The sequence below is a fragment of the Leifsonia sp. 1010 genome (assembly GCF_031455295.1).
GTDB lineage: Bacteria > Actinomycetota > Actinomycetes > Actinomycetales > Microbacteriaceae > Leifsonia.
In genome coordinates, this window is sequence record NZ_JAVDSL010000004.1 from 188,774 (window position 1) to 207,951 (window position 19,178).

19 protein-coding genes and 1 tRNA gene are annotated in these 19,178 nt (G+C 69.9%); 11 read left to right on the forward strand and 9 right to left on the reverse strand.

Features of this window, described 5'->3' with window-relative positions; genetic code table 11:
- Positions 1–20: 20 nt before the first annotated feature.
- The 6 genes from J2Y42_RS16670 to J2Y42_RS16695 form a co-directional block, all read right to left on the reverse strand.
- Positions 21–2,096 carry an iron ABC transporter permease gene (locus tag J2Y42_RS16670; RefSeq protein ID WP_309860697.1) on the reverse strand — a complete coding sequence of 692 codons (2,076 nt, stop codon included), beginning with the start codon at positions 2,094–2,096 and terminating at the stop codon, positions 21–23.
- A complete protein-coding gene (locus J2Y42_RS16675) occupies positions 2,093–3,070 on the reverse strand; it encodes an iron-siderophore ABC transporter substrate-binding protein (RefSeq protein WP_309860700.1) in 978 nt (325 codons plus the stop codon). Before J2Y42_RS16675 ends, J2Y42_RS16670 begins: the two co-directional genes overlap by 4 nt.
- On the reverse strand, positions 3,067–3,909 hold the full coding sequence (locus J2Y42_RS16680) for an ABC transporter ATP-binding protein (RefSeq protein ID WP_309860703.1): 843 nt from the start codon (positions 3,907–3,909) through the stop codon (positions 3,067–3,069). Before J2Y42_RS16680 ends, J2Y42_RS16675 begins: the two co-directional genes overlap by 4 nt.
- 79 nt (positions 3,910–3,988) lie before the next feature.
- On the reverse strand, positions 3,989–5,122 hold the full coding sequence (locus J2Y42_RS16685) for a glycine cleavage T C-terminal barrel domain-containing protein (RefSeq protein ID WP_309860706.1): 1,134 nt from the start codon (positions 5,120–5,122) through the stop codon (positions 3,989–3,991).
- 12 nt (positions 5,123–5,134) lie between these two features.
- Positions 5,135–5,731 (reverse strand): FABP family protein, encoded by a 597-nt coding sequence (locus tag J2Y42_RS16690; protein ID WP_309860708.1) that lies wholly within the window; start codon positions 5,729–5,731, stop codon positions 5,135–5,137.
- A 137-nt stretch (positions 5,732–5,868) separates the two neighbouring features.
- Positions 5,869–6,222, reverse strand: coding sequence for a hypothetical protein (locus J2Y42_RS16695; RefSeq protein ID WP_309860711.1), 354 nt, complete (start codon positions 6,220–6,222; stop codon positions 5,869–5,871).
- Positions 6,223–6,327: 105 nt separating this feature from the next.
- Here J2Y42_RS16695 and J2Y42_RS16700 point away from each other — a divergent pair, with 105 nt between their 5' ends.
- The 9 genes from J2Y42_RS16700 (at position 6,328) to pstB (ending at position 16,430) form a co-directional block, all read left to right on the forward strand.
- A complete protein-coding gene (locus J2Y42_RS16700; protein WP_396427170.1) occupies positions 6,328–7,080 on the forward strand; it encodes a DNA-binding response regulator in 753 nt (250 codons plus the stop codon).
- A gap of 111 nt (positions 7,081–7,191) precedes the next feature.
- The gene (locus J2Y42_RS16705) at positions 7,192–9,402 is read left to right on the forward strand and encodes an RNA degradosome polyphosphate kinase (protein WP_309860714.1); all 2,211 of its coding nucleotides are present in this window, start codon (positions 7,192–7,194) and stop codon (positions 9,400–9,402) included.
- Positions 9,399–10,337, forward strand: a complete 939-nt coding sequence (locus J2Y42_RS16710; RefSeq protein WP_309860716.1) for an NUDIX domain-containing protein — start codon at positions 9,399–9,401, stop codon at positions 10,335–10,337. The genes J2Y42_RS16705 and J2Y42_RS16710 overlap by 4 nt, the downstream gene beginning before the upstream one ends.
- 99 nt (positions 10,338–10,436) lie before the next feature.
- Positions 10,437–11,225: a hypothetical protein gene (locus J2Y42_RS16715; protein WP_309860719.1), complete on the forward strand. Its 789-nt coding sequence runs from the start codon at positions 10,437–10,439 to the stop codon at positions 11,223–11,225.
- Between the two features lie 137 nt (positions 11,226–11,362).
- Positions 11,363–12,229: a L,D-transpeptidase gene (locus J2Y42_RS16720; protein WP_309860722.1), complete on the forward strand. Its 867-nt coding sequence runs from the start codon at positions 11,363–11,365 to the stop codon at positions 12,227–12,229.
- Positions 12,230–12,382: 153 nt separating this feature from the next.
- Positions 12,383–13,477 (forward strand): phosphate ABC transporter substrate-binding protein PstS, encoded by a 1,095-nt coding sequence (gene pstS, locus J2Y42_RS16725; RefSeq protein ID WP_309860725.1) that lies wholly within the window; start codon positions 12,383–12,385, stop codon positions 13,475–13,477.
- A 99-nt stretch (positions 13,478–13,576) separates the two neighbouring features.
- On the forward strand, positions 13,577–14,524 hold the full coding sequence (gene pstC / locus J2Y42_RS16730) for a phosphate ABC transporter permease subunit PstC (RefSeq protein ID WP_309860727.1): 948 nt from the start codon (positions 13,577–13,579) through the stop codon (positions 14,522–14,524).
- The gene (gene pstA / locus J2Y42_RS16735; RefSeq protein WP_018191822.1) at positions 14,524–15,615 is read left to right on the forward strand and encodes a phosphate ABC transporter permease PstA; all 1,092 of its coding nucleotides are present in this window, start codon (positions 14,524–14,526) and stop codon (positions 15,613–15,615) included. Before pstC ends, pstA begins: the two co-directional genes overlap by 1 nt.
- Before the next feature lie 35 nt (positions 15,616–15,650).
- Positions 15,651–16,430, forward strand: a complete 780-nt coding sequence (gene pstB / locus J2Y42_RS16740; RefSeq protein ID WP_018191823.1) for a phosphate ABC transporter ATP-binding protein PstB — start codon at positions 15,651–15,653, stop codon at positions 16,428–16,430.
- A gap of 103 nt (positions 16,431–16,533) precedes the next feature.
- On the opposite strand, the gene J2Y42_RS16745 is transcribed toward pstB, so the two are convergent.
- The 3 genes from J2Y42_RS16745 to J2Y42_RS16755 form a co-directional block, all read right to left on the reverse strand.
- Positions 16,534–17,328: an anti-sigma factor domain-containing protein gene (locus J2Y42_RS16745; RefSeq protein ID WP_309860734.1), complete on the reverse strand. Its 795-nt coding sequence runs from the start codon at positions 17,326–17,328 to the stop codon at positions 16,534–16,536.
- Positions 17,325–17,885, reverse strand: coding sequence for an ECF RNA polymerase sigma factor SigK (gene sigK / locus J2Y42_RS16750; RefSeq protein WP_309860737.1), 561 nt, complete (start codon positions 17,883–17,885; stop codon positions 17,325–17,327). Before sigK ends, J2Y42_RS16745 begins: the two co-directional genes overlap by 4 nt.
- A gap of 244 nt (positions 17,886–18,129) precedes the next feature.
- The gene (locus J2Y42_RS16755; protein ID WP_309860739.1) at positions 18,130–18,759 is read right to left on the reverse strand and encodes a DNA-directed RNA polymerase subunit beta; all 630 of its coding nucleotides are present in this window, start codon (positions 18,757–18,759) and stop codon (positions 18,130–18,132) included.
- Between the two features lie 56 nt (positions 18,760–18,815).
- Here J2Y42_RS16755 and J2Y42_RS16760 point away from each other — a divergent pair.
- Positions 18,816–18,888: transfer RNA gene (locus tag J2Y42_RS16760), tRNA-Lys, on the forward strand.
- A gap of 52 nt (positions 18,889–18,940) precedes the next feature.
- Positions 18,941–19,087: a hypothetical protein gene (locus tag J2Y42_RS16765; RefSeq protein ID WP_309860742.1), complete on the forward strand. Its 147-nt coding sequence runs from the start codon at positions 18,941–18,943 to the stop codon at positions 19,085–19,087.
- The last annotated feature ends 91 nt before the right edge of the window (positions 19,088–19,178 follow it).

Below are 19,178 nucleotides of genomic sequence, written 5' to 3' on the forward strand. Positions count from 1 at the left end.
GCCGCGCCCCGCAGCCCACCTCACGCCTCCGCCCGCGACCTCCACAGCAGCCACAGGAAGTACGGCGCCCCGATCACGGCGGTGACCAGACCGACCGGGATCTGCGCGGGCGCGATCAACGTCCGGCCCACCGTGTCGGCGACGCTGACGAGGATCGCCCCGAGCAGCGCGGCGACCGGCAGCACGCGCGCGTGCCGCTGTCCGACCAGCGACCGGGCAGCATGGGGAGCGACCAGCCCGACGAAGGCGATCACGCCGACGGCCGCCACGGCTGCGGCGGTGAGGGCGACGGCAATCGCCAGCAGCCCGAGCCGGGCACGGCCGAGCCGGACGCCGAGCACCCGCGGGGTGTCCGGGTCCAGTCCGACGATGTCGAGCTCCCGAGTGGCCGCAGCCAGCAGCGGCACCGCGACCAGCAGCACCACCAGCACCGGCAGCACTTGGGGGAACGTTCGCCCGTAGGTCGAACCGGACAGCCAGACCAGCGCCTTCGCGCCGTTGAACGGATCGGTCAGCACGATCAACAGGCTGGTCAGGGCGGTCGCGCCGGACGAGACGCCTACGCCGATCAGGATGAGACGGTTCTGCTCCAGCCCACGCCGTGCGGCGAGGCCGAACACCAGCACGGCGGCGGCCGCCGCACCGGCGAGCGCTGCTCCGCCGACCAGCCAGAAGCTCGCCAGCGGGACGGCCGTGATGACGGCGATCGCTCCGACGCCCGCTCCCCCGACGACGCCGAGGATGGCGGGTTCGGCGAGCGGGTTGCCTGACACCGCCTGCACGATCGTGCCCGCCAGGGCGAGGGCCGCACCCGCGAGGAGTGCTGCGGCGACCCGCGGAAGGCGCGTGTCGAGCACGAACGACACCACGCGTCCGGCCCGGCCGGTGATGCCGTTCCAGACGTCGCCGAGCAGGAGTCGCGCATCCCCCAGGAGGACAGCGGCGACCACTGCGGCGACGAGAGCAATGCAGCAGACGACGAGCGTGATCACGAAGGCGCGCCTGCTGCGGAGCTTCACGGCGGCGTTCGTCGCGGTGTTCGACGACGTGTCGCGCGACCGGTAGGCCAGGAACACGAGCACGCCGGCGCCGAAGACCGTTGTCACGATCCCGGTCGGCACCGCGACGCCCGCCTGGCCGCCGAACACCGCGCGGAGCAGCACGTCGGCGATCAGGACGACGAGCATCCCCGCCACCGCGGAGGCCGGCAGGAACGCCCGATGACGAGCCAGCCCGGGCACCCGCGACGCCAGCAGCCGCACGATCGCAGGCGCGCACAGCCCGACGAACGCGATCGGCCCTGCGATGGTCACCGCCACCGCCGAGAGGAGCACCGCGAGAACCACGACCACCGCGCGGGTGGTGCGCGGGTTCACCCCGACCGAGACGGCGCCGTCATCACCGAGCGCGAGGATGTCGAGCCGCCGGCAGAGCACCAGCAGACCGGCGAAGGCCACGACGGCGAGCGGCAGCAGCTGCAGCACCCCGTCCATCCCGGTCTGCACGAGCGACCCGTTGCCCCATGCGAACAGGCCGGTCGTCTCCTGCGAGTAGAAGAGCAGCAGCATCCCGCTGACCCCGCTCAGCGCGAGAGTCAGCGCGGAACCCGCCAGAACCAGCCGGACCGGGCCGGCTCCGCCGCGCGACAGCCCCAGCACGACGATCGCCGCGATCAGACCGCCGCAGAAGGCGATCGCTCCGGCCGGCAGCACCGGAAGGGAGATACCGAAGGCGGCGACGGCGACGACGGCTAGGTAGGCACCTGCGTTCACCGCGAGCGTGTCGGGGGCGGCCAGGGGGTTCCGGGAGACGGACTGCAGGGCCGCCCCCGCCGCACCCAGGGTCGCGCCGACCACGAGCCCGGCCGCGAGGCGGGGCAGCCGGGAGGCGGCGAGCACGGCATCCGCCTGCGCTGCACCCGACTCCCCCGCCCCCACTCCCCCGGTCAGAGCACGCCAGAGGGCGTCCGGCCCGAGCACGGCGGTCCCTTGCGAGAGGTGGATGAGGGAGAGCGCCACCACCGCGACCGCGGCCGCGCAGGCCAGAAGGGCGAGCCGTCCACCGGTCGCCCGGCGGACGGCGAGGGCCTGTGTCACTTCGTGAGGGCGTCGACCAGCGCCGCGACGTACTGCTTCATCGACGCGGGGCCTCCGAACATCCAGATGCCGTCGGGCAGGCGGTGCACATCGCCCGCCGTGACGAACGGCAGGGACGTCCACACGGCGTTGTCCTTCAGCGCCCCCTGGAACGGGTCGCTGCCATCGACATCGTTGGCGATGTAGGCGAACTGCACGTCTCCGAGGGAGGTCAGACCTTCCACATCGGTCGCGGCGAGACCGTACGCCTCGTCGCCCTTCAACGTCCACGGGTTGGCGAGGCCGAGCTTCTCGTTCACGTCCGAGATCAACGACCCGGCCGCGTATGGACGGACGGAGACGCTGTTGCCCTGCACCCATCCGTCGGCGAAAGCGACCTTCGCACCCGACAGACCTGCGTCGGCGAGCTTCTTCTTGCCGTCGGCGACCGCCGTGTCGAACGACGCCAGCTCGGTCTTCGCGCGACCCTCCGTGCCGGTCGTCTTCGCGATCAGGTTCACGTTGTCGGTCAGCTGCTCCAACTGGCGGGAGGCGTCGGCCGACCGGACCACCAGCACCGGCGCCACGCGCTCCAGCTGATCGATGGCGGAGTCGGAGAGGTCGGTCGTCGCCACCACCAGGTCCGGCTTGAGCGCTGCGACGGTGTCGACGCTCGGCTCCCCGCGCGTCCCGATGTCCTTCACGCCCTTCGGCAGCTTCTCCGCGGTGTCCCAGGCGCTGTAGCCCTTCACATCCGCGGCGCCCACCGGTTCGACGCCCAGGGTGAGCAGCATCTCGACCACGTTCCACTCGGTGCCGACGACCTTCTTCGCCGGACCGTCGAGGCGGACCTTCTCGCCACGGGCGTCGGTGACCGTCAGGGCGGCCCCGCCGTTCGTCTCGCCGCTGGCGGGTTCGGTCGTGCCGCAACCGCTCAGCGCGATCGCGGCGGCGACCGCCAGGGCTGCCACGGGCAGGTGTCGTCGGATGTTCATCGGGTCCTTTCGGTTCGGAGGTGGTGGGCGCCGACGGCCCGCGTGCGCGGGACGCCGGAGATCGGATCGGTCTCGACGTCGATGCGGATGCCGTAGACGTCGGTCAGGAGCTCGGGGTCGTACACCTCGGCGGCGGAACCGGCGGCGACGACGCGGCCGGAGCGGAGGAGCACGACGCGGTCGGAGACGGCGGCGGCCTGGTCCAGGTCGTGGAGCACGAGGCCGACGGTGACGCCGTGCAGGTCGGCCAGCTCGCGGACGAGGTCGAGGATCTCCACCTGGTAGCGCAGGTCGAGGTACGTCGTCGGTTCGTCTAGCAGCAGCACATCCGTCTCCTGTGCGAGGCAGCACGCGAGCCACACGCGCTGCAACTGACCTCCGGAGAGGGATTCGACACCCCGGTCGGCGAACGCCGCGACGCCGGTCAGCTCGAGCGCGCGGTCGATGGCGGCACGGCCCTCGGGGTCCGTCGAGCGGAAGCGACGGCGGTACGGGTGGCGCCCGAACCCGACGACCTCCCGGACGCTGAGGCCCGCGGGCGTCGGACGGCTCTGGGCGAGCAGGGTCACGCGGCGGGCGAACTCCGGACGGGAGAGGGCGAGAGCGTCGACCATGTCTGTCGCTTCGGCATCCGCCGCGCCGCGCAGCAGCACCGAGCCGCTGCGCGCATCCTTCAGCCGGGCGATCGCACGCAGGAGCGTCGACTTGCCGCTGCCGTTCGGGCCGATGAGGGCGGTCACGCGGCCGCGCGGGAGAAGGAGGTCGGCACTGTGGACGACGTCGACGCCGTCGTAGGCGATGGTCACGTCGGAGGCGAGGAGGCCGGCGGTCGCAGTCACGAAAGTTAGGTTAGCTTAACCTAACTCGGCGGCCAAGCGGCAGTCGGATCCTGCGGCCCAGCGGTGTCGCGTCAGCCGCTCAGGAACGCGGAGTGCGGGTGACGGCACCCAGACGCGGGATCCGCGGAACCTGCGCTGCAGAGCCCGCCTCCGGCGGCACGACGATCTCCTGCCCGGCGGCGACCTGCACGCCGTCCGCCTCGACAGTCAGCGTGGCGTCGGGGTCGGTCGACCGCTTCACCACGGCGAGCGCGATCGGCCCCAGCTCGTAGTGCACCGCGGACGAGGTCACGGCACCCACCTCGCGGTCGGCGGCGGAGACGACGGCTCCGGATGCGGGGAGCACACCCTCCGACCCGTCCAGATGAAGCATCACCAGGCGCCGCGGCGGGTGGCCCAGGTTGTGCACCTTGGCGACGGTCTCCTGCCCGCGGTAGCAGCCCTTGCTCAGGTGCACCGCCGTGCGCAGCCAGTCGAGCTCGTGCGGGATGGTCCGCTCGTCGACCTCCGTCGAGAAGCGCGGCCGCCAGGCCGCGATGCGCAGGGCGTCGGCGGCCAGCGTTCCGGCGACCGACAGCTCGCCCGAGCGGACGCGGGCGACGATCGAGGGCAGCGCGTCGCGCGGGACGAGGCGCTCGCTCCACGACCATCCCGCTCCGGGATGCTCGCCGTGCGCGTACTGGTGACCGCCCGGCGTCACGGCGCGCCAGGGATCGTGCCAGACCAGGGGAACGGCGTTGGGCGCCGCCAGCGGCAGTGGCGGGTCGCCCAGCGTGCCGATCGTGGCGAGGTCGGCCGTGCGGTCGGCGAGCTCGACGCGCAGCATGAAACGCATGGAGTCGAGCCAGCCGAGCAGACCCTCCGCCTCCGGTCGGTCCACCAGCAGCCACAGGGTCTCGCCGTCGTCGACCAGCCGGACGGCGTGCTCGACGCGACCCGTCACATCCAGCAGCAGGGTCTCCGACGACTCCCCCGGCCGCAGCCCGGTGAGCGCCTGGCTCGTGAGCGAGTTCAGCCAGCTGAGACGGTCCGGACCCTGGATGGTCAGAACGGCCCGGTCGGACAGGTCGACGATCGCGCCGCGCTCCGCGAGGGCGCGCTGCTCGGCGAGGGGGCTGCCGTAGTGAGTGGGAACGCCCGTGCCGTCGGTGTCGACGGCGCCCGGCAGATCGAGGAACGGTGAGCGCTGATCGGGCTCCGGCTGGTCGGGCATGGACGGCGCCTCTCAGTCGACCTTGGCGAGCCGGGCGGAGGCGTGCGTGCGCAGCTCCTGGCCCAGGGCGGCGATGTCCCACGCCCAGAGCAGGTGATTGTCCACCAGACCGTAGAGGCGGGTCGCCGCGGTGTACTCCTTCGCCCCGGCCGTCCGCAGCACCGCGTCGGTCGCCAGGTCGATGCGCGGACCGGCCACCTGGCCGACGTAGATCTCGCTCACGCCGTCCGGATGGATGATCGCGACGTCGATGTCGAAGGCGCCGTGGGAGTTGCGGAGCGTCTCGACGGACTGCGCCGTGTTGAACGGTCGGGCGCCGACACCGGGAAGCATCGCCGGACCCGCGTCGCCCTCGACCAGCTTGCGGCGCAGACGCCAATAGCCGGTCTCGGCGGCGAGCGGCGTGTTCTGCTCGTCGAGCACCCACGAGGTCGCGGAGTAGTTGAGGTAGCCCAGGCCGTCGTGGCTGAAGCTGACGCGCTGGCCGAACTCCAGCTGGGTGTGCTCCTCGTCGATGGCGTAGTCGAGCACGCCTGTGCCCTCCCAGACGCCGATCAGCCAGGAGAGAGGGACGAGCTCGGCGGGGAGATCGGTGGGGATCTCGATCATGGCTACGGCCTCAGGGCTCAGCGCTGACCGCGGAAGAGGTTGTAGACCACCAGGCCCGAGACGCCGAGGATGGCGAGGGTGGCCAGGCCCAGAAGGCCGATGAAGAAGAGTTCGAGAGCGACCAGCATGCTGCCAGTCTACCCAGCAGCCGCCGACACCAGGGCAAGAATGCCCCCGAACAGTCCCAGGATGATGAAGCTGCCGACGAAGGTCACCGCCAGCCGGTCGATGAACCCATCCTTCTGCTGCGTCGCCAGCTGCGCGACGAATCCCAGGAGCACCGAGACGCCCAGCGCGAGGGACAGCCAGGAGGCGTATTCGGCCGGCCGCGCCACCGTGCCGATGAGGATGCCGAGCAGCAACGAGACCGCCCATACCGCGCCGACGCTGGTGAGTGTGGCCCACCGCGGCAGCGGCGGCTGCACCGGGCCGGCCGCGGCGGCCGGGCCCATCACATGCATCGGAGGGGTGTCCGGGGTGTCGTCGCTCACCCTCCCATTGTGCCCCGGCGTGAGCCCGCGGCGGCTGCCGGACAGGGCGGGCGGCTGTTTCCGGTAGCATTGCGGCACGGTTTCCCGGCGGGTGAGGAGGAATGTGTGGCGCAGCTTCTGATCCTGACCTCTGCGCCGAACCCCACCGCGCCCCGCACCCCAGGGGCTCCCTCCTCGGTCTCCGACGCCGCCGGTCCGGGCGCGGAGGTGCTGCCGTCCCTCGCGCTGCTGAGCCACCGGGTGCGTCAGATCCCGGCCGAGCCAGCCTCTCTGGTCAACGCCCCGAGCTGCGACCTCATCTTCGTGGATGCGCGGCGCGACCTGGCGAGCGCGAAGTCGCTCTGCAAGATCCTCACGACGACCGGCGTCACTGTCCCGCTCGTCCTGGTGCTCACCGAGGGCGGGCTCACCGCGGTCAGCGCCGACTGGGGCGTCAGTGACGTCGTGCTCGACTCCGCGGGCCCCGCCGAGCTGGATGCGCGCATCCGTCTGGCCATCGGCCGCCAGACGCAGGAGCACTCGCAGTCGAAGATCCAGGCCTCCGGCATCACGATCGATGAGGCGAGCTATTCGGCCAAGGCGCACGGCCGCCAGCTCGACCTCACGTTCAAGGAGTTCGAGCTGCTCCGCTTCTTCGCGACGCATCCCTCGCGCGTCTTCACACGTGAGCAGCTGCTCAGCGAGGTGTGGGGATACGACTACTTCGGAGGAACGCGAACCGTCGACGTCCACGTTCGGCGCCTGCGGGCCAAGCTCGGCGACCTGGAGTCGCTGATCGGCACCGTGCGCAACGTCGGATACCGGTTCAATGTGTACGAGGACGAGAACGACCGCCTCCCCACGTCCGTCCGCCCCTGACCCCGGCTGTCCGCGCACGAGGTTCCTGAGCGGATTCCTCCACAGACAGCGTTTATCCACCGTTTACGCAGGCCCGTCACCACGGCTTGCCCGCGGTGCCATGATGGGGGGATGGACGAGCGCACGACTCTGGAGAACGGCCTTCTCGACACGGGGCTGGGCGGCAGCCTGGGCAGCGACTTCGACGACGACTTCGCTCCCTTCATCTATGAGCCCGACCCGACGCTGCCGGACGACCGCTACCTCGACCGCGAGCTGAGCTGGCTCGCCTTCAACCAGCGCGTGCTGGAGCTGGCGGAGGATCCGCTGCTGCCGGTGCTCGAACGGGCGAACTTCCTCGCCATCTTCGCGAGCAACCTCGACGAGTTCTTCATGGTGCGCGTCGCGGGGCTGAAGCGCCGCATCGCGACCGGTCTCGCGGTGCCGACGAACGTCGGCCGCGCCCCGCAGGACGTGCTCGCCGACATCTCCGAGAAGGCGCACGAGCTGCAGCTGCGCCATGCGCGGGCGTACCACGACCTCGTCCTCCCCGCCCTGCGCGATGCGGGCATCACCGTCGTGACCTACGACCAGCTCGACGACGCCGACAAGGTGCAGCTGCGCGAGATCTTCTCGCAGCAGATCTTCCCGGTGCTGATGCCGCTCGCCGTCGACCCGGCGCACCCGTTCCCCTACATCTCGGGGCTCTCGCTCAACCTCGCCGTTCGCGTCCGCAACTCGCGCACGGGCAAGGAGCAGTTCGCCCGCCTGAAGGTGCCGCAGATGCTGCCGCGGTTCGTCCGCATCGACCAGCGCGAGACCGTCGGCCAGGTGCGCTTCATCACCCTCGAGGAGCTCATCGCCAACCACCTCGGCGACCTCTTCCCCGGCATGGAGATCCTCGACCACCATGTCTTCCGGGTCACCCGCAACGAAGACGTCGAGATCGACGAGGACGAGACGGAGAACCTCATCCAGGCGCTCGAGCGCGAGCTGCTGCGTCGACGCTTCGGTCCGCCGATCCGGCTGGAGGTGACCGACGATGTCGACCCGGTCACTCTCGGTCTACTGGTGCGCGAGCTCGATGTGACCGAGCAGGAGGTGTACCGCCTCCCGGCTCCTCTCGACCTCGGAGGCCTCTTCGACCTCGCCAAGATCGACCGCCCCGACCTCCACTACCCGAACCACGTGCCGACGACTCCCGCACAGCTGATGCCGAGCGAGCCGAACGCCAAGCCCGACATCTTCGCGGCGATCGCCCGGCAGGATGTGCTGGTCCACCACCCGTACGAGTCGTTCGCGACCAGCGTCCAGGCCTTCCTGGAGCAGGCGGCCGCCGACCCGCATGTCCTCGCGATCAAGCAGACGCTGTACCGCACCTCCGGCGACAGCCCGATCGTCGAGGCCCTCATCGACGCGGCCGAGGCCGGCAAGCAGGTGCTCGCCCTGGTCGAGATCAAGGCCCGCTTCGACGAGCAGAACAACATCTCCTGGGCGCGGAAGCTCGAGAAGGCCGGCGTCCACGTCGTCTACGGGCTGGTCGGCCTCAAGACGCACTGCAAGCTCGCCCTCGTCATCCGCGAAGAGAAAGGCGTGCTCAAGAGCTACAGCCACATCGGGACGGGCAACTACAACCCGAAGACGTCCCGCATCTACGAAGACCTGGGGCTCTTCACCGACGACGACCAGGTCGGCAAAGACCTGACGCGCCTGTTCAACGAGCTCTCGGGCTACGCGATCGAGAAGAAGTTCAAGCGGCTGCTCGTCGCCCCGCTGCACCTGCGGAAGGGGCTGCTGAAGCGCATCGAGACGGAGCGCGTCAACGCTGAGGCCGGTCGGCCTTCCGGCATCCGGATCAAGCTGAACTCGATCGTCGACGAGGCCATCATCGACGCGCTCTACCGCGCCAGTCAGGCCGGGGTCCCGGTCGATCTCTGGGTCCGCGGCATCTGCGGGGTCGTGCCGGGCCGCGAGGGACTGTCGGAGAACATCCGCGTGCGCTCCGTCCTCGGCCGGTACCTCGAGCACTCCCGCGTCTTCTCGTTCGTCAACGGCGGCGATCCGCAGGTGTTCATCGGCAGCGCCGACATGATGCACCGCAATCTCGACCGCCGGGTCGAGGCGCTCGTGCGCCTCACCGACCCCGAGCACCTGCGCGAGCTGAGCGACCTCTTCGACCTCGCCTTCGACGAGCGCACCGCCACCTGGAAGCTCGACCAGGACGGCGTGTGGACGCGGCACCACCTCGACGAGAACGGCAAGCCGCTGGTCGACCTGCAGAACAAGCTCATCCAGCAGTACAGCCATCGCCCGCGCAGCACCCGTACGGGAACGAGGCGGTGAGCCCGGCCATCTACGCCGCGGGCGCCCTCTGCTGGCGCGTCGTGGACGATCGGATCGTCGTGCTCGTCGTGCACCGCACCAAGTACGGCGACGTGACGATCCCCAAGGGCAAAGTCGACCCCGGCGAGACGCTGCCCCAGACGGCCGTGCGCGAGATCGAGGAGGAGACCGGGCTGAAGATCGGCCTGGGCGTCCCGCTCGGCGTCTCGACCTATCCCCTCAGCAGCGGCCGCGAGAAGATCGTGCACTACTGGGCGGCTGAAGTGTCCGAGAAGGCCATCCTGCGCTCGACCTTCGTGCCGAACAGCGAGATCGCCGCCATCGAGTGGGTGACGATCAAGAAGGCGCGCGGCTACCTCACCTACGAGCGCGATGTGGAGATCCTCGACGCGTTCGACGCGCTCGTGCACCAGGGCATCACGTCCACGTTCGCGCTCATCGCGCTGCGGCACGGCAAGGCGGCACCGCGCGAACGCTGGGACGGCTCCGACGCCTCGCGGCCGCTCACGGAACGCGGTGTCAAACAGGCCGCAGCCGACGTGGCGACCCTGCAGACCTGGCGTCCGAAACGGATCGTCACCAGCGACGCCGTGCGCTGCGTCACCACGGTCGCCCCGCTCGCGGCCGCGACCGGCATCAAGCCCCACCGCGACCACGGCATCAGCCAGGACGCCTACGAGGAGGGCCGCGGCGATGTGCGGGGCGTCATCGGCAAGCGCGTGCGTTCCCGCAAGACCGCCGTGCTCTGCAGTCACGGCCCCGTGCTTCCGGAGATCATGCGCGAGATCGCGCTGGCGACCGGGACGATGCCGGGCGCCTATCTCGACGATGCCGCCGATCTCGACACCGGCGGCTTCTCGGTCGTGCACCTGTCGGCGACGAATCCCGCGTCCGGAATCGTCTCGATCGAGACATATGCGCCGGTGGAGGGTTAGCACACCGCACACCCATCTTCCATAGTTGCAGCTGAGATATCACCCTGTTAGTGTCGGGGGGTGCCATTCGGCACGTCTCCGTTCCATCAGAGGAAATGAATGACCAGCTCAACGCGCATCCGCTTCGGCGCGCTCACGGCAGCAGCTGCCGTGGTCGCCGGCGGATTCTTCGCCGCCGCTCCGGCCAATGCCGCGACCGGCACCTTGACGCTCGCCAACACCACGTTCACCGCGGGTGACTGGGGCGCCGGCCTCAACGTCGCCGGCTCCGGTTTCACCGCAGACGCGGTCGTGACCATCACCGTGGAGACGGCCGACCACACCGCGATCGACCTGCACGATGTGACGGCCGACGCTTCCGGCTCCTTCCAGGAGACCTACACGCCGATCGTCACGCTGCCCCTCCCGGCCGCGGGCGACACCCTCTCGGTGACCGCGACGAGCAACCTCGGCGACACCTCCAACACGGTGCCGCTCACGGTGAACCCCGCGACGCTGCCGAAGAGCATCGTCTCGAGCGTCTCGACCATCACGACCGCGCAGCTGACCGATCCGAACAGCGGCATCTCCATCCTCGCCTCGGGATACACCCCCGGCGAGCAGGTGAACGTGACGGTCGACTACGCGGGTGACGCCCTCGACCTCGGCCCGTACACGGTCGAGGCGGACGGCTCCGTCGTCTTCGGCTTCTACCTCGCGGGCGGCGTCGCGACCGCCGGTCCGCTCACCGTGACGGTGGCCGGCCAGCAGTCGGGCGTCAGCCAGAGCGTCACCATCCAGGTCACCGGCGAGGACGTCGGCGCCGGCGGCTCCGCTGTGCCGTCGCTCGGCGGCGCTGCGACCGCGGCAGCCTCCGGCCCGTCGCGCCTGCCCGTCGTCAGCGGCTGATCCAGCCCTGACGACTCGTGGCGGCGCGGACCCGATCGGTCCGCGCCGCCACTCGCGGTTCTCGGGTGCCCCATCCCAGACACTCCGTGCCGACCCGACCCGACCCGACCCGATCCAGACCCGACGACAGAGACACCATGACGAACCGCCGCATCCTCCCCGCCCTGCTCTGCAGCGCCGCCCTGCTCGCGTCCCTCTCCGCCTGCGCCCCCGGCGACGCGAAGCCCACCCACAGCGCCTCGCCGCGGCCCACCGCATCCACCGAGGCCGGGCCCGCGCTGCCGCCCGGTCTCTCCCCGTCGGAGCTGCGCGCCCTCCCCACCGCCTCCTTCGACGCGGTCATCCCCGGTCTCATCGCCGCGCCGGAGAAGGCCGAGATCCGCACCGCGTTCCGGCTGGCCTTCGACACGGCCGCCTACGGCGCCGACTTCCGTACGCCGGTCGCGCTCATCCCGGCCAACAACTTCCTCGGCGAGCCGACCGTGGTGGTCCGTGTGAAGACGCGCGGCGACTGGTCCCTCATCCTCACCCCGGCACGCAAGCAACTCCCGTCGAAAGCGACCGCCGACGATCCCGCGCCCGCGCAGAGTGCCGCCTGGGTGCCGACCCGGCTGCTGCGCGTGTCCGCCACCCTCACCAAGCGCGTCGTGATCTCGACGGAGGAGCAGACGCTCAGCATCCTGGATGGCGCGGGCCGGACCCTGCAGGAGTTCCCGGTCGGCGTCGGCACCGACTCGACGCCCACTCCCACCGGGACCGGCTACCTGCAGGCCCGCTACCTGGACCCGGCGCAGGGTCAGGAGGAGCACCGCATCCAGCTCACCTCACTGCACGCGACCGCGGCAGACGAGCCCTACGACGGTTCCGACGGCGGGCTCATCGGCATCCACTACCAGTCGACGGCGTCCGGCGCCGTGTCGCACGGCTGCGTGCGACTGTCCGCCGAGGCCATCGCCGCCGTCGACGCCCTCCCCCTCGGGACGCCGGTGCAGATCACCGGCTGATCCGCGGATTCACAGGAGCACGAGGACAAGAGGACGCCCGGCGTTAACCTCCCGTTTACCACTGCGGGGGACTCTGGACAGACACCGGGAATAGCGTCTCACGCGGGTCGCACCGACCCCGTCCTGTTGTTACTGATCCCCGAAGGGACAACTGTGAATCTCAAGCGCATCGGCGCTCCCGTGGCACTCCTCGCCGCAGCCGCCATCTCTCTCACCGCCTGCGCGGCGAACGAGGGCAGCACGCCGTCGACCACGACGGCCAAGGCCTCGAACCTGTCCGGCACGCTGAACGGCATCGGCTCGTCCGCCCAGGGCGCGGCGCAGACGGTGTGGGCCGCCGGCTTCCAGGAGGCCAACCCGAAGGCCACCATCAACTACGACCCGCAGGGCTCCGGCGCCGGCCGCAAGAGCTTCATCTCGGGTGCTGCCGACTTCGCCGGCTCCGACGCCGCGCTGAAGACCGAGGAGCTCGCCTCCACGTTCGCCGGCTGCGCCGCGAACAGCAAGGGCATCGACCTCCCCGTCTACATCTCCCCGATCGCCATCGCGTACAACGTCGACGGCGTGAAGGACCTCAAGCTCGACGCTGCGACCATCGCCGGCATCTTCTCGGGCAAGATCACCACGTGGGACGACGCCAAGATCAAGGACCAGAACTCGGGCGCTTCGCTCCCGTCGGCCCCGATCACGGTCGTTCACCGCTCCGACGACTCGGGCACCACCCAGAACTTCACCGAGTACCTCGCCGCGAACGCCCCCGACGTCTGGACGGCCCCGGCCTCCCAGACCTTCCCGTTCCAGGTCGGTGACGCCGCCAAGGGCACCTCGGGTGTCGCGGACGCCACCAAGAACGCGAAGAACTCGATCACGTACATCGACGAGTCGGGCTCGGCGGGCCTCAGCATCGCCCAGCTGAAGGTCGGCGACAACTACGAGAAGATCAGCGCCGACGGTGCTGCCGCCGTGGTCGCCGCCTCCCCCATCGCCGACGGCCGCGAGGCCAACGACCTGGCCATCCAGATCGACCGCAAGGACACCAAGAAGGGCGCCTGGCCGCTCGTCCTGGTCTCCTACATCATCGCGTGCCAGGAGTACAAGGACGCCGCCAAGGCTGACCTGGTGAAGGGCTACGTCGACTACATCATCTCGAGCGACGCCCAGAAGGCCGCTGCGGAGCAGGCCGGCTCGGCCCCGCTCGCGAGCGACCTGGCCGACAAGGTCTCCAAGGCCGTCGCCAGCATCAAGTAACACCACGCCGCTCGGCCTGGGCTGCCCCGCAGCCCGGGCCGAGCGGTGCTCCCGTCCTCAGCCGTCCCCCACGGCGCACCCGATGAGAGAAAGCAACGAATGACCGCCGGAACCGTAGGAGCCATCAGGCCGAAGGCGAAGGTCCGCCTCGGCGACCGGGTCTTCTCGACCAGCACCATCGTGGCTGGATCGCTGATCCTCGCCACCCTCGCCGCCGTTGCGATCTTCCTGGTCGTGCAGAGCATCCCGGCTCTGTTCGCTCAGGCAGGCGAGCTGCCCAACAACGCGACGAACTTCTGGTCGTGGGTCTGGCCGCTCGTCTTCGGCACCATCTGGGCGGCGCTGATCGCGCTGCTGATCGCGACCCCGCTGTCCATCGGCATCGCGCTGTTCATCTCGCACTACGCACCGCGCCGCGTCGCATCGGTGCTCGGCTACATCATCGATCTGCTCGCCGCCGTCCCCTCCGTCGTCTTCGGCCTGTGGGGCATCGCGACCCTCTCCTCGTTCGTCCAGCCCTTCTACGTCTGGCTCGGCGACAACCTCGGCTGGATCCCCTTCTTCGCGCCGCCGGTCTCCGGCACCGGCCGCACCATCCTCACCGCCGGCCTGGTGCTCGCCGTCATGGTCATCCCGATCATGACCGCCATCTGCCGCGAGATCTTCCTGCAGACCCCGCGCCTCCACGAGGAGGCCGCCCTCGCCCTCGGCGCGACGCGCTGGGAGATGGTCAAGATGGCCGTCCTCCCCTTCGCCCGCAGCGGCATCATCTCCGCCATCATGCTCGGCCTCGGCCGCGCCCTCGGCGAGACGCTGGCCATCGCGATGGTGCTCTCGCCGGCCCTGATCGTGAAGTTCGCGGTGCTGCAGGCGCAGAGCCCGAACACGATCGCGGCGAACATCGCGCTGCAGTTCCCCGAGGCGACCGGCCTCGGCGTGAACGCGCTCATCGCCTCAGGTCTCGTGCTGTTCGTGGTGACCCTGCTCATCAACATGCTCGCCCGCTACATCGTCAGCCGCCGCAAGGCCTTCTCTGGAGCGAACTGATGGCCACCACCACCGCTACCGCCCCGCGCCCCCTCGCCAACTCCTACACCGCAGGCAAGCTGCCCCGCTGGGCGCCGTGGACGATGCTCGTCGTCTCGTGGGTCGTCTTCGCCGCGATCTTCGCGATGCTCGCCGCGAGCGGCGCGACGAAGGACTTCAACATCGTCGGCGCGATCTTCTTCGGGACCGTGCTGTTCGACGTCGCGATCTACACCACATCCCTGCTGGTCGAGGGCTCCCGCAAGGCCGTGGACCGGTTGGTCACCTCGCTCGTCGCTACCGCGTTCATCATCGCCCTCCTCCCGCTGATCTCCCTCGGCTGGACGGTCGTCTCGCAGGGCCTCGCCCGCTTCGACATCGCCTTCTTCTCGGAGTCGATGCGCAACGTCATCGGCGACGGCGGCGGCGCGCTCCACGCGATCGTCGGAACGCTGGAGATCACCCTCATGGCGGCGGTCATCTCCGTGCCCATCGGCCTGCTGACCTCCATCTACCTGGTGGAGTACGGGCGCGGCATGCTCTCGCGCGGCATCACCTTTTTCGTCGACGTGATGACCGGCATCCCCTCGATCGTCGCGGGCCTGTTCGCCTACGCCCTGTTCGCCCTGTTCTTCGGCCCCGGCATCCGCAACGGCTTCATGGGAGCCGTCGCCCTGTCGGTGCTGATGATCCCGGTCGTCGTGCGGTCCAGCGAGGAGATCCTGCGGATCGTGCCCAACGAGCTGCGTGAGGCATCCCTCGCCCTCGGCGTCCCGAAGTGGCTGACCGTGCTCAAGGTGGTGCTGCCCACCTCGCTCGCCGGCCTCGTCACCGGCGTCATGCTCGCCATCGCCCGTGTCATCGGCGAGACGGCGCCGCTGCTCATCGTCGCCGGCTTCACGACGAGCATGAACTACGACCTCTTCAACGACCGGATGATGACCCTCCCGGTGTTCGTGTACACCCAGTACACGCAGGCCGCCGGCCTCCACGCGCAGGCTCAGATCGACCGCGCCTGGACAGGCGCCCTCGCGCTGATCATCATCGTGATGCTGCTCAACCTGGCCGGCCGCATCATCGCCAAGGCCTTCGCTCCCAAGTACGGCCGCTGAACCCGCACCCCACCACCCGACAGCCAAGGAATCAATTGTCCAAGCGCATCGAAGTCAACGACCTCAACGTCTACTACGGCAAGTTCCGTGCCGTCGAGGGCGTCTCGCTCACCATCGAGCCCCGCTCCGTGACGGCCTTCATCGGCCCGTCGGGATGCGGCAAGTCGACGTTCCTCCGTACCCTCAACCGCATGCACGAGGTCATCCCCGGCGCGTACGTCGAGGGTGAGGTGCTCATCGACGGCAACAACCTGTACGGCCCGGGCGTCGACCCCGTCCTCGTGCGCCGCCAGGTGGGCATGGTGTTCCAGCGTCCGAACCCGTTCCCGACCATGAGCATCCGCGACAACGTGCTCGCCGGCGTGAAGCTCAACAACCGCCGGATGTCGAAGAGCGAGGCCGACGACCTGGTCGAGAGCTCGCTGCAGGGCGCCAACCTGTGGAACGAGGTCAAGGACCGCCTCAACCTCCCCGGCTCCGGACTCTCCGGCGGCCAGCAGCAGCGTCTGTGCATCGCCCGCGCGATCGCCGTCTCCCCCGACGTCCTGCTGATGGACGAGCCGTGCTCGGCCCTCGACCCGATCTCGACGCTCGCGATCGAGGACCTCATCGAGGAGCTGAAGAACGACTACACGATCGTGATCGTGACCCACAACATGCAGCAGGCGTCGCGCGTCTCGGACCGCACCGCGTTCTTCAACATCGCGGGCACCGGCAAGCCGGGCAAGCTCATCGAGTACAACGACACCAACCAGATCTTCTCCAACCCGACCGTGCAGGCCACCGAGGACTACGTCTCCGGCCGCTTCGGTTGATCCACGCGCGACCCCGCGGTCGCACCGAACGCGAGAACGCCGCCGATCATGCGATCGGCGGCGTTCTTCTGTTCGTGCTCGCGTTCCGGCGGCGAGGACCCGGTCAGGAGGGGATGGCGACGATCGGCGGGCTCGTCGGCTTGTCCGATCCCCCGCGCGGCTCCACGGTGACTCCGACTGCGTCGCCCGCAGCCATGTCGCCGGTGAGCACCCGCCAGGTCGATCCGGAGTCGGAGGAGCTCATCGTGCCCGCCGGGATGGCCTTGCCGTCGCGGAGGTACCAGAGCTCGTAGGTCTTGTCGCCGGGAAGCGCGGGGAGGTCGTTGGCGACGAGCGCGGAACGCCCCAGTTCGCCCGACCACACCAGGGTGGCCGTTCCCCCGCCCTCGACCTGCGCGGTCGCCCGCTGCACGTCGGGGGCCGCGTTGATCTCGGCCAGCGCGGACGCCTGCTGGGACTGGTACGAGTTGCCGCCGGAGAGGGTCGAGCCGACGAACGCTCCGCCCACGAACAGTACGATCGCGGCGGCCGCGGCGCTGAGGAGGAGCGCGGGGCGCTGGAACCAGCGGCGCTGTGCGGCGCGCTCTGCGCGGCCCGGGGGCGTCTCGGGAGCCACCGGGGATGCCGGGGCTGCGTCAACGGTCGGCGTGGCATCGTGCGCTTCGGCCTCCGCCGCGACGGGCTGCGCCGTCGGCTGGGCGACATCCTGAGCCGGCAGCTGCGGGGTGTTCTGCAGCTGCGCGAACAGCGCCGCCTTGAGCTCGGGGCGGGGCTGGACGGGCTCGGCCGAGAGCGCCAGTTCGGCGGCGACGTCCTCGAAGGCGCGGGCCTCCTGCTCGTCGTCCGCCCCCAGGCGGTAGCCGAGGCGCCCGGTGTCGCGGTCGTCCTCGCGGGTCATGTCGTCACCCCCAGTTCTTCTCGCAGCCGTATCATCGCATCGCGCAGCCGAGTCTTCGCTGTGCCGAGCGGGATTCCGAGTTCGGCTGCGACCTCGGACTGGCTGAGTCCCCCGTAGTAGGCGAGGGTGACGGCCCGCCGTTGCGGCTCACTCAGTTTCGCCATGGCCACCTCCACCCTTTCGTGCTCGACCCGGACCTCCACCGTCTCGGCCACCTGGTCGTAGGCGGTCGGGAGGTCGCGGATGCCCACCACCGTGTCCCGGTCACGCGACGCCTGCGACGCGCGGATCCGGTCGACAGCGCGCCGGTGGGCCATGGTCATGATCCACGTCTGCGCTCGACCTTTATTCGGATCGAACCGCGGAGCGGATTGCCACGCCTCGAGGAAGACCTCCTGGGCGACCTCCTCCGACTGCGCGCCGTCGATGAGGAGGCGGCGTATGAGCCCGAGGACGCGCGCAGCGGTCAGGTCGTAGAAGCGCGAGAACGCCTCCTGGTCGCCGGCGGCGGTGCGGACGAGAAGGGCGTCGAGGTCGACCGCAGGGGCGTCGTCCACGTCGTCTCCGCTCTCATCCGGCCTGCCGGGAGTCGTCCCGCCGATGCTCGAGCGGGCTTCTCCTGGCAGAAGAGTGCCGGGCCGCAGAACGCCTCTCGGCGCGAGGCCGCTCGAAGCGGCTAGTTTTGGAGCCCGGGGTTACTGCGGCCCGGCGACATCCAGTGTACAGGAGCGGTTCGCCGCGCTTCTCGGCGTGGCGTTCGCAGCGGGAGAACGCGGATGCCGCGGCTAGGGGTTGACCGGGTCAGTCCAGCGATCCCGACCGCCACAGCCGGGCGCACGCGGTCAGCTCCTCCGCGGTGCGGGTGAAGCGCAGAGCCCGCGTCGTCAACTCGCTCGCCCGCTCCGGGTCGAGCACGTCACGGTCGTCGGCGACGGAGGCGGCCCCGGCTGCTGCGACCCGGCAGAACGCGGCCGCCCGGTCGAGCGCCACAGCGAAGTCGCCCTCGAACAGGCCTCGGAGGATGCGGTCGGCGAGCTCGGTGATCTCCGTTGGTCCCGCCGGGTTGGGAGCTCCCGCCACGACCGCGTCGATGGACCCGAGAACCTCGGTGCCGCGCTGGAACAGGTACGCGGTGCCCTCCGCATCCTGGCGAATGAGAAGCCGGATGAGGTAGATGCGCCACAGCGCACCCGGCAGGCTCTTGGCGTTGGACCGCGACCACAGTTCGGCGAGCGCGTCGATGCCGTGCTGGTCGGTGAACGCGACCAGGCGATCCACCACCTCCGGGTCCGGATTCTCGCGCACCCGGGCCAGCAGGGCACGGGCGGTCTCGTGCGCGACCCTGCTGATCTGCGCGGGATCCTCCCCGCCCATGAAGGCCTCGAACATCCCACTCGTGAACAGCGCAGGCTTGTGGAAGCGGTCAGACATCCCCCTATTCTGCCCCCGCCACGGGACCGGGTGAATCCACGCTAGATTGGAGGTGAGGGCCTGTAGCTCAGTTGGCAGAGCATCGGACTTTTAATCCGCGGGTCGTGGGTTCGAGCCCCACCGGGCCCACCCTCATCAGCACACTGCAGTGGTTCGGGATCGTGAACTACCCGGAGGAACCATGGCCATCACCGCGCCGAAAGACGAGCGCGACTGCTGCCAAACCGCCTACCTGCTGCGCTCACCAAGGAACGCACGGCGCCTGATGGATGCGATCAAGAGCGCGCATAGAGGCGACGCCATCGAGCGCCCCCTAGTCGAGGAGTGATCGAAGCTCGTCGCTCGAACCGGTTCGACACTGGGAGACATAACGGCGCGTTTAGGCTCGCAATGAGGCGGACGGCAACCCAAATGTTGCG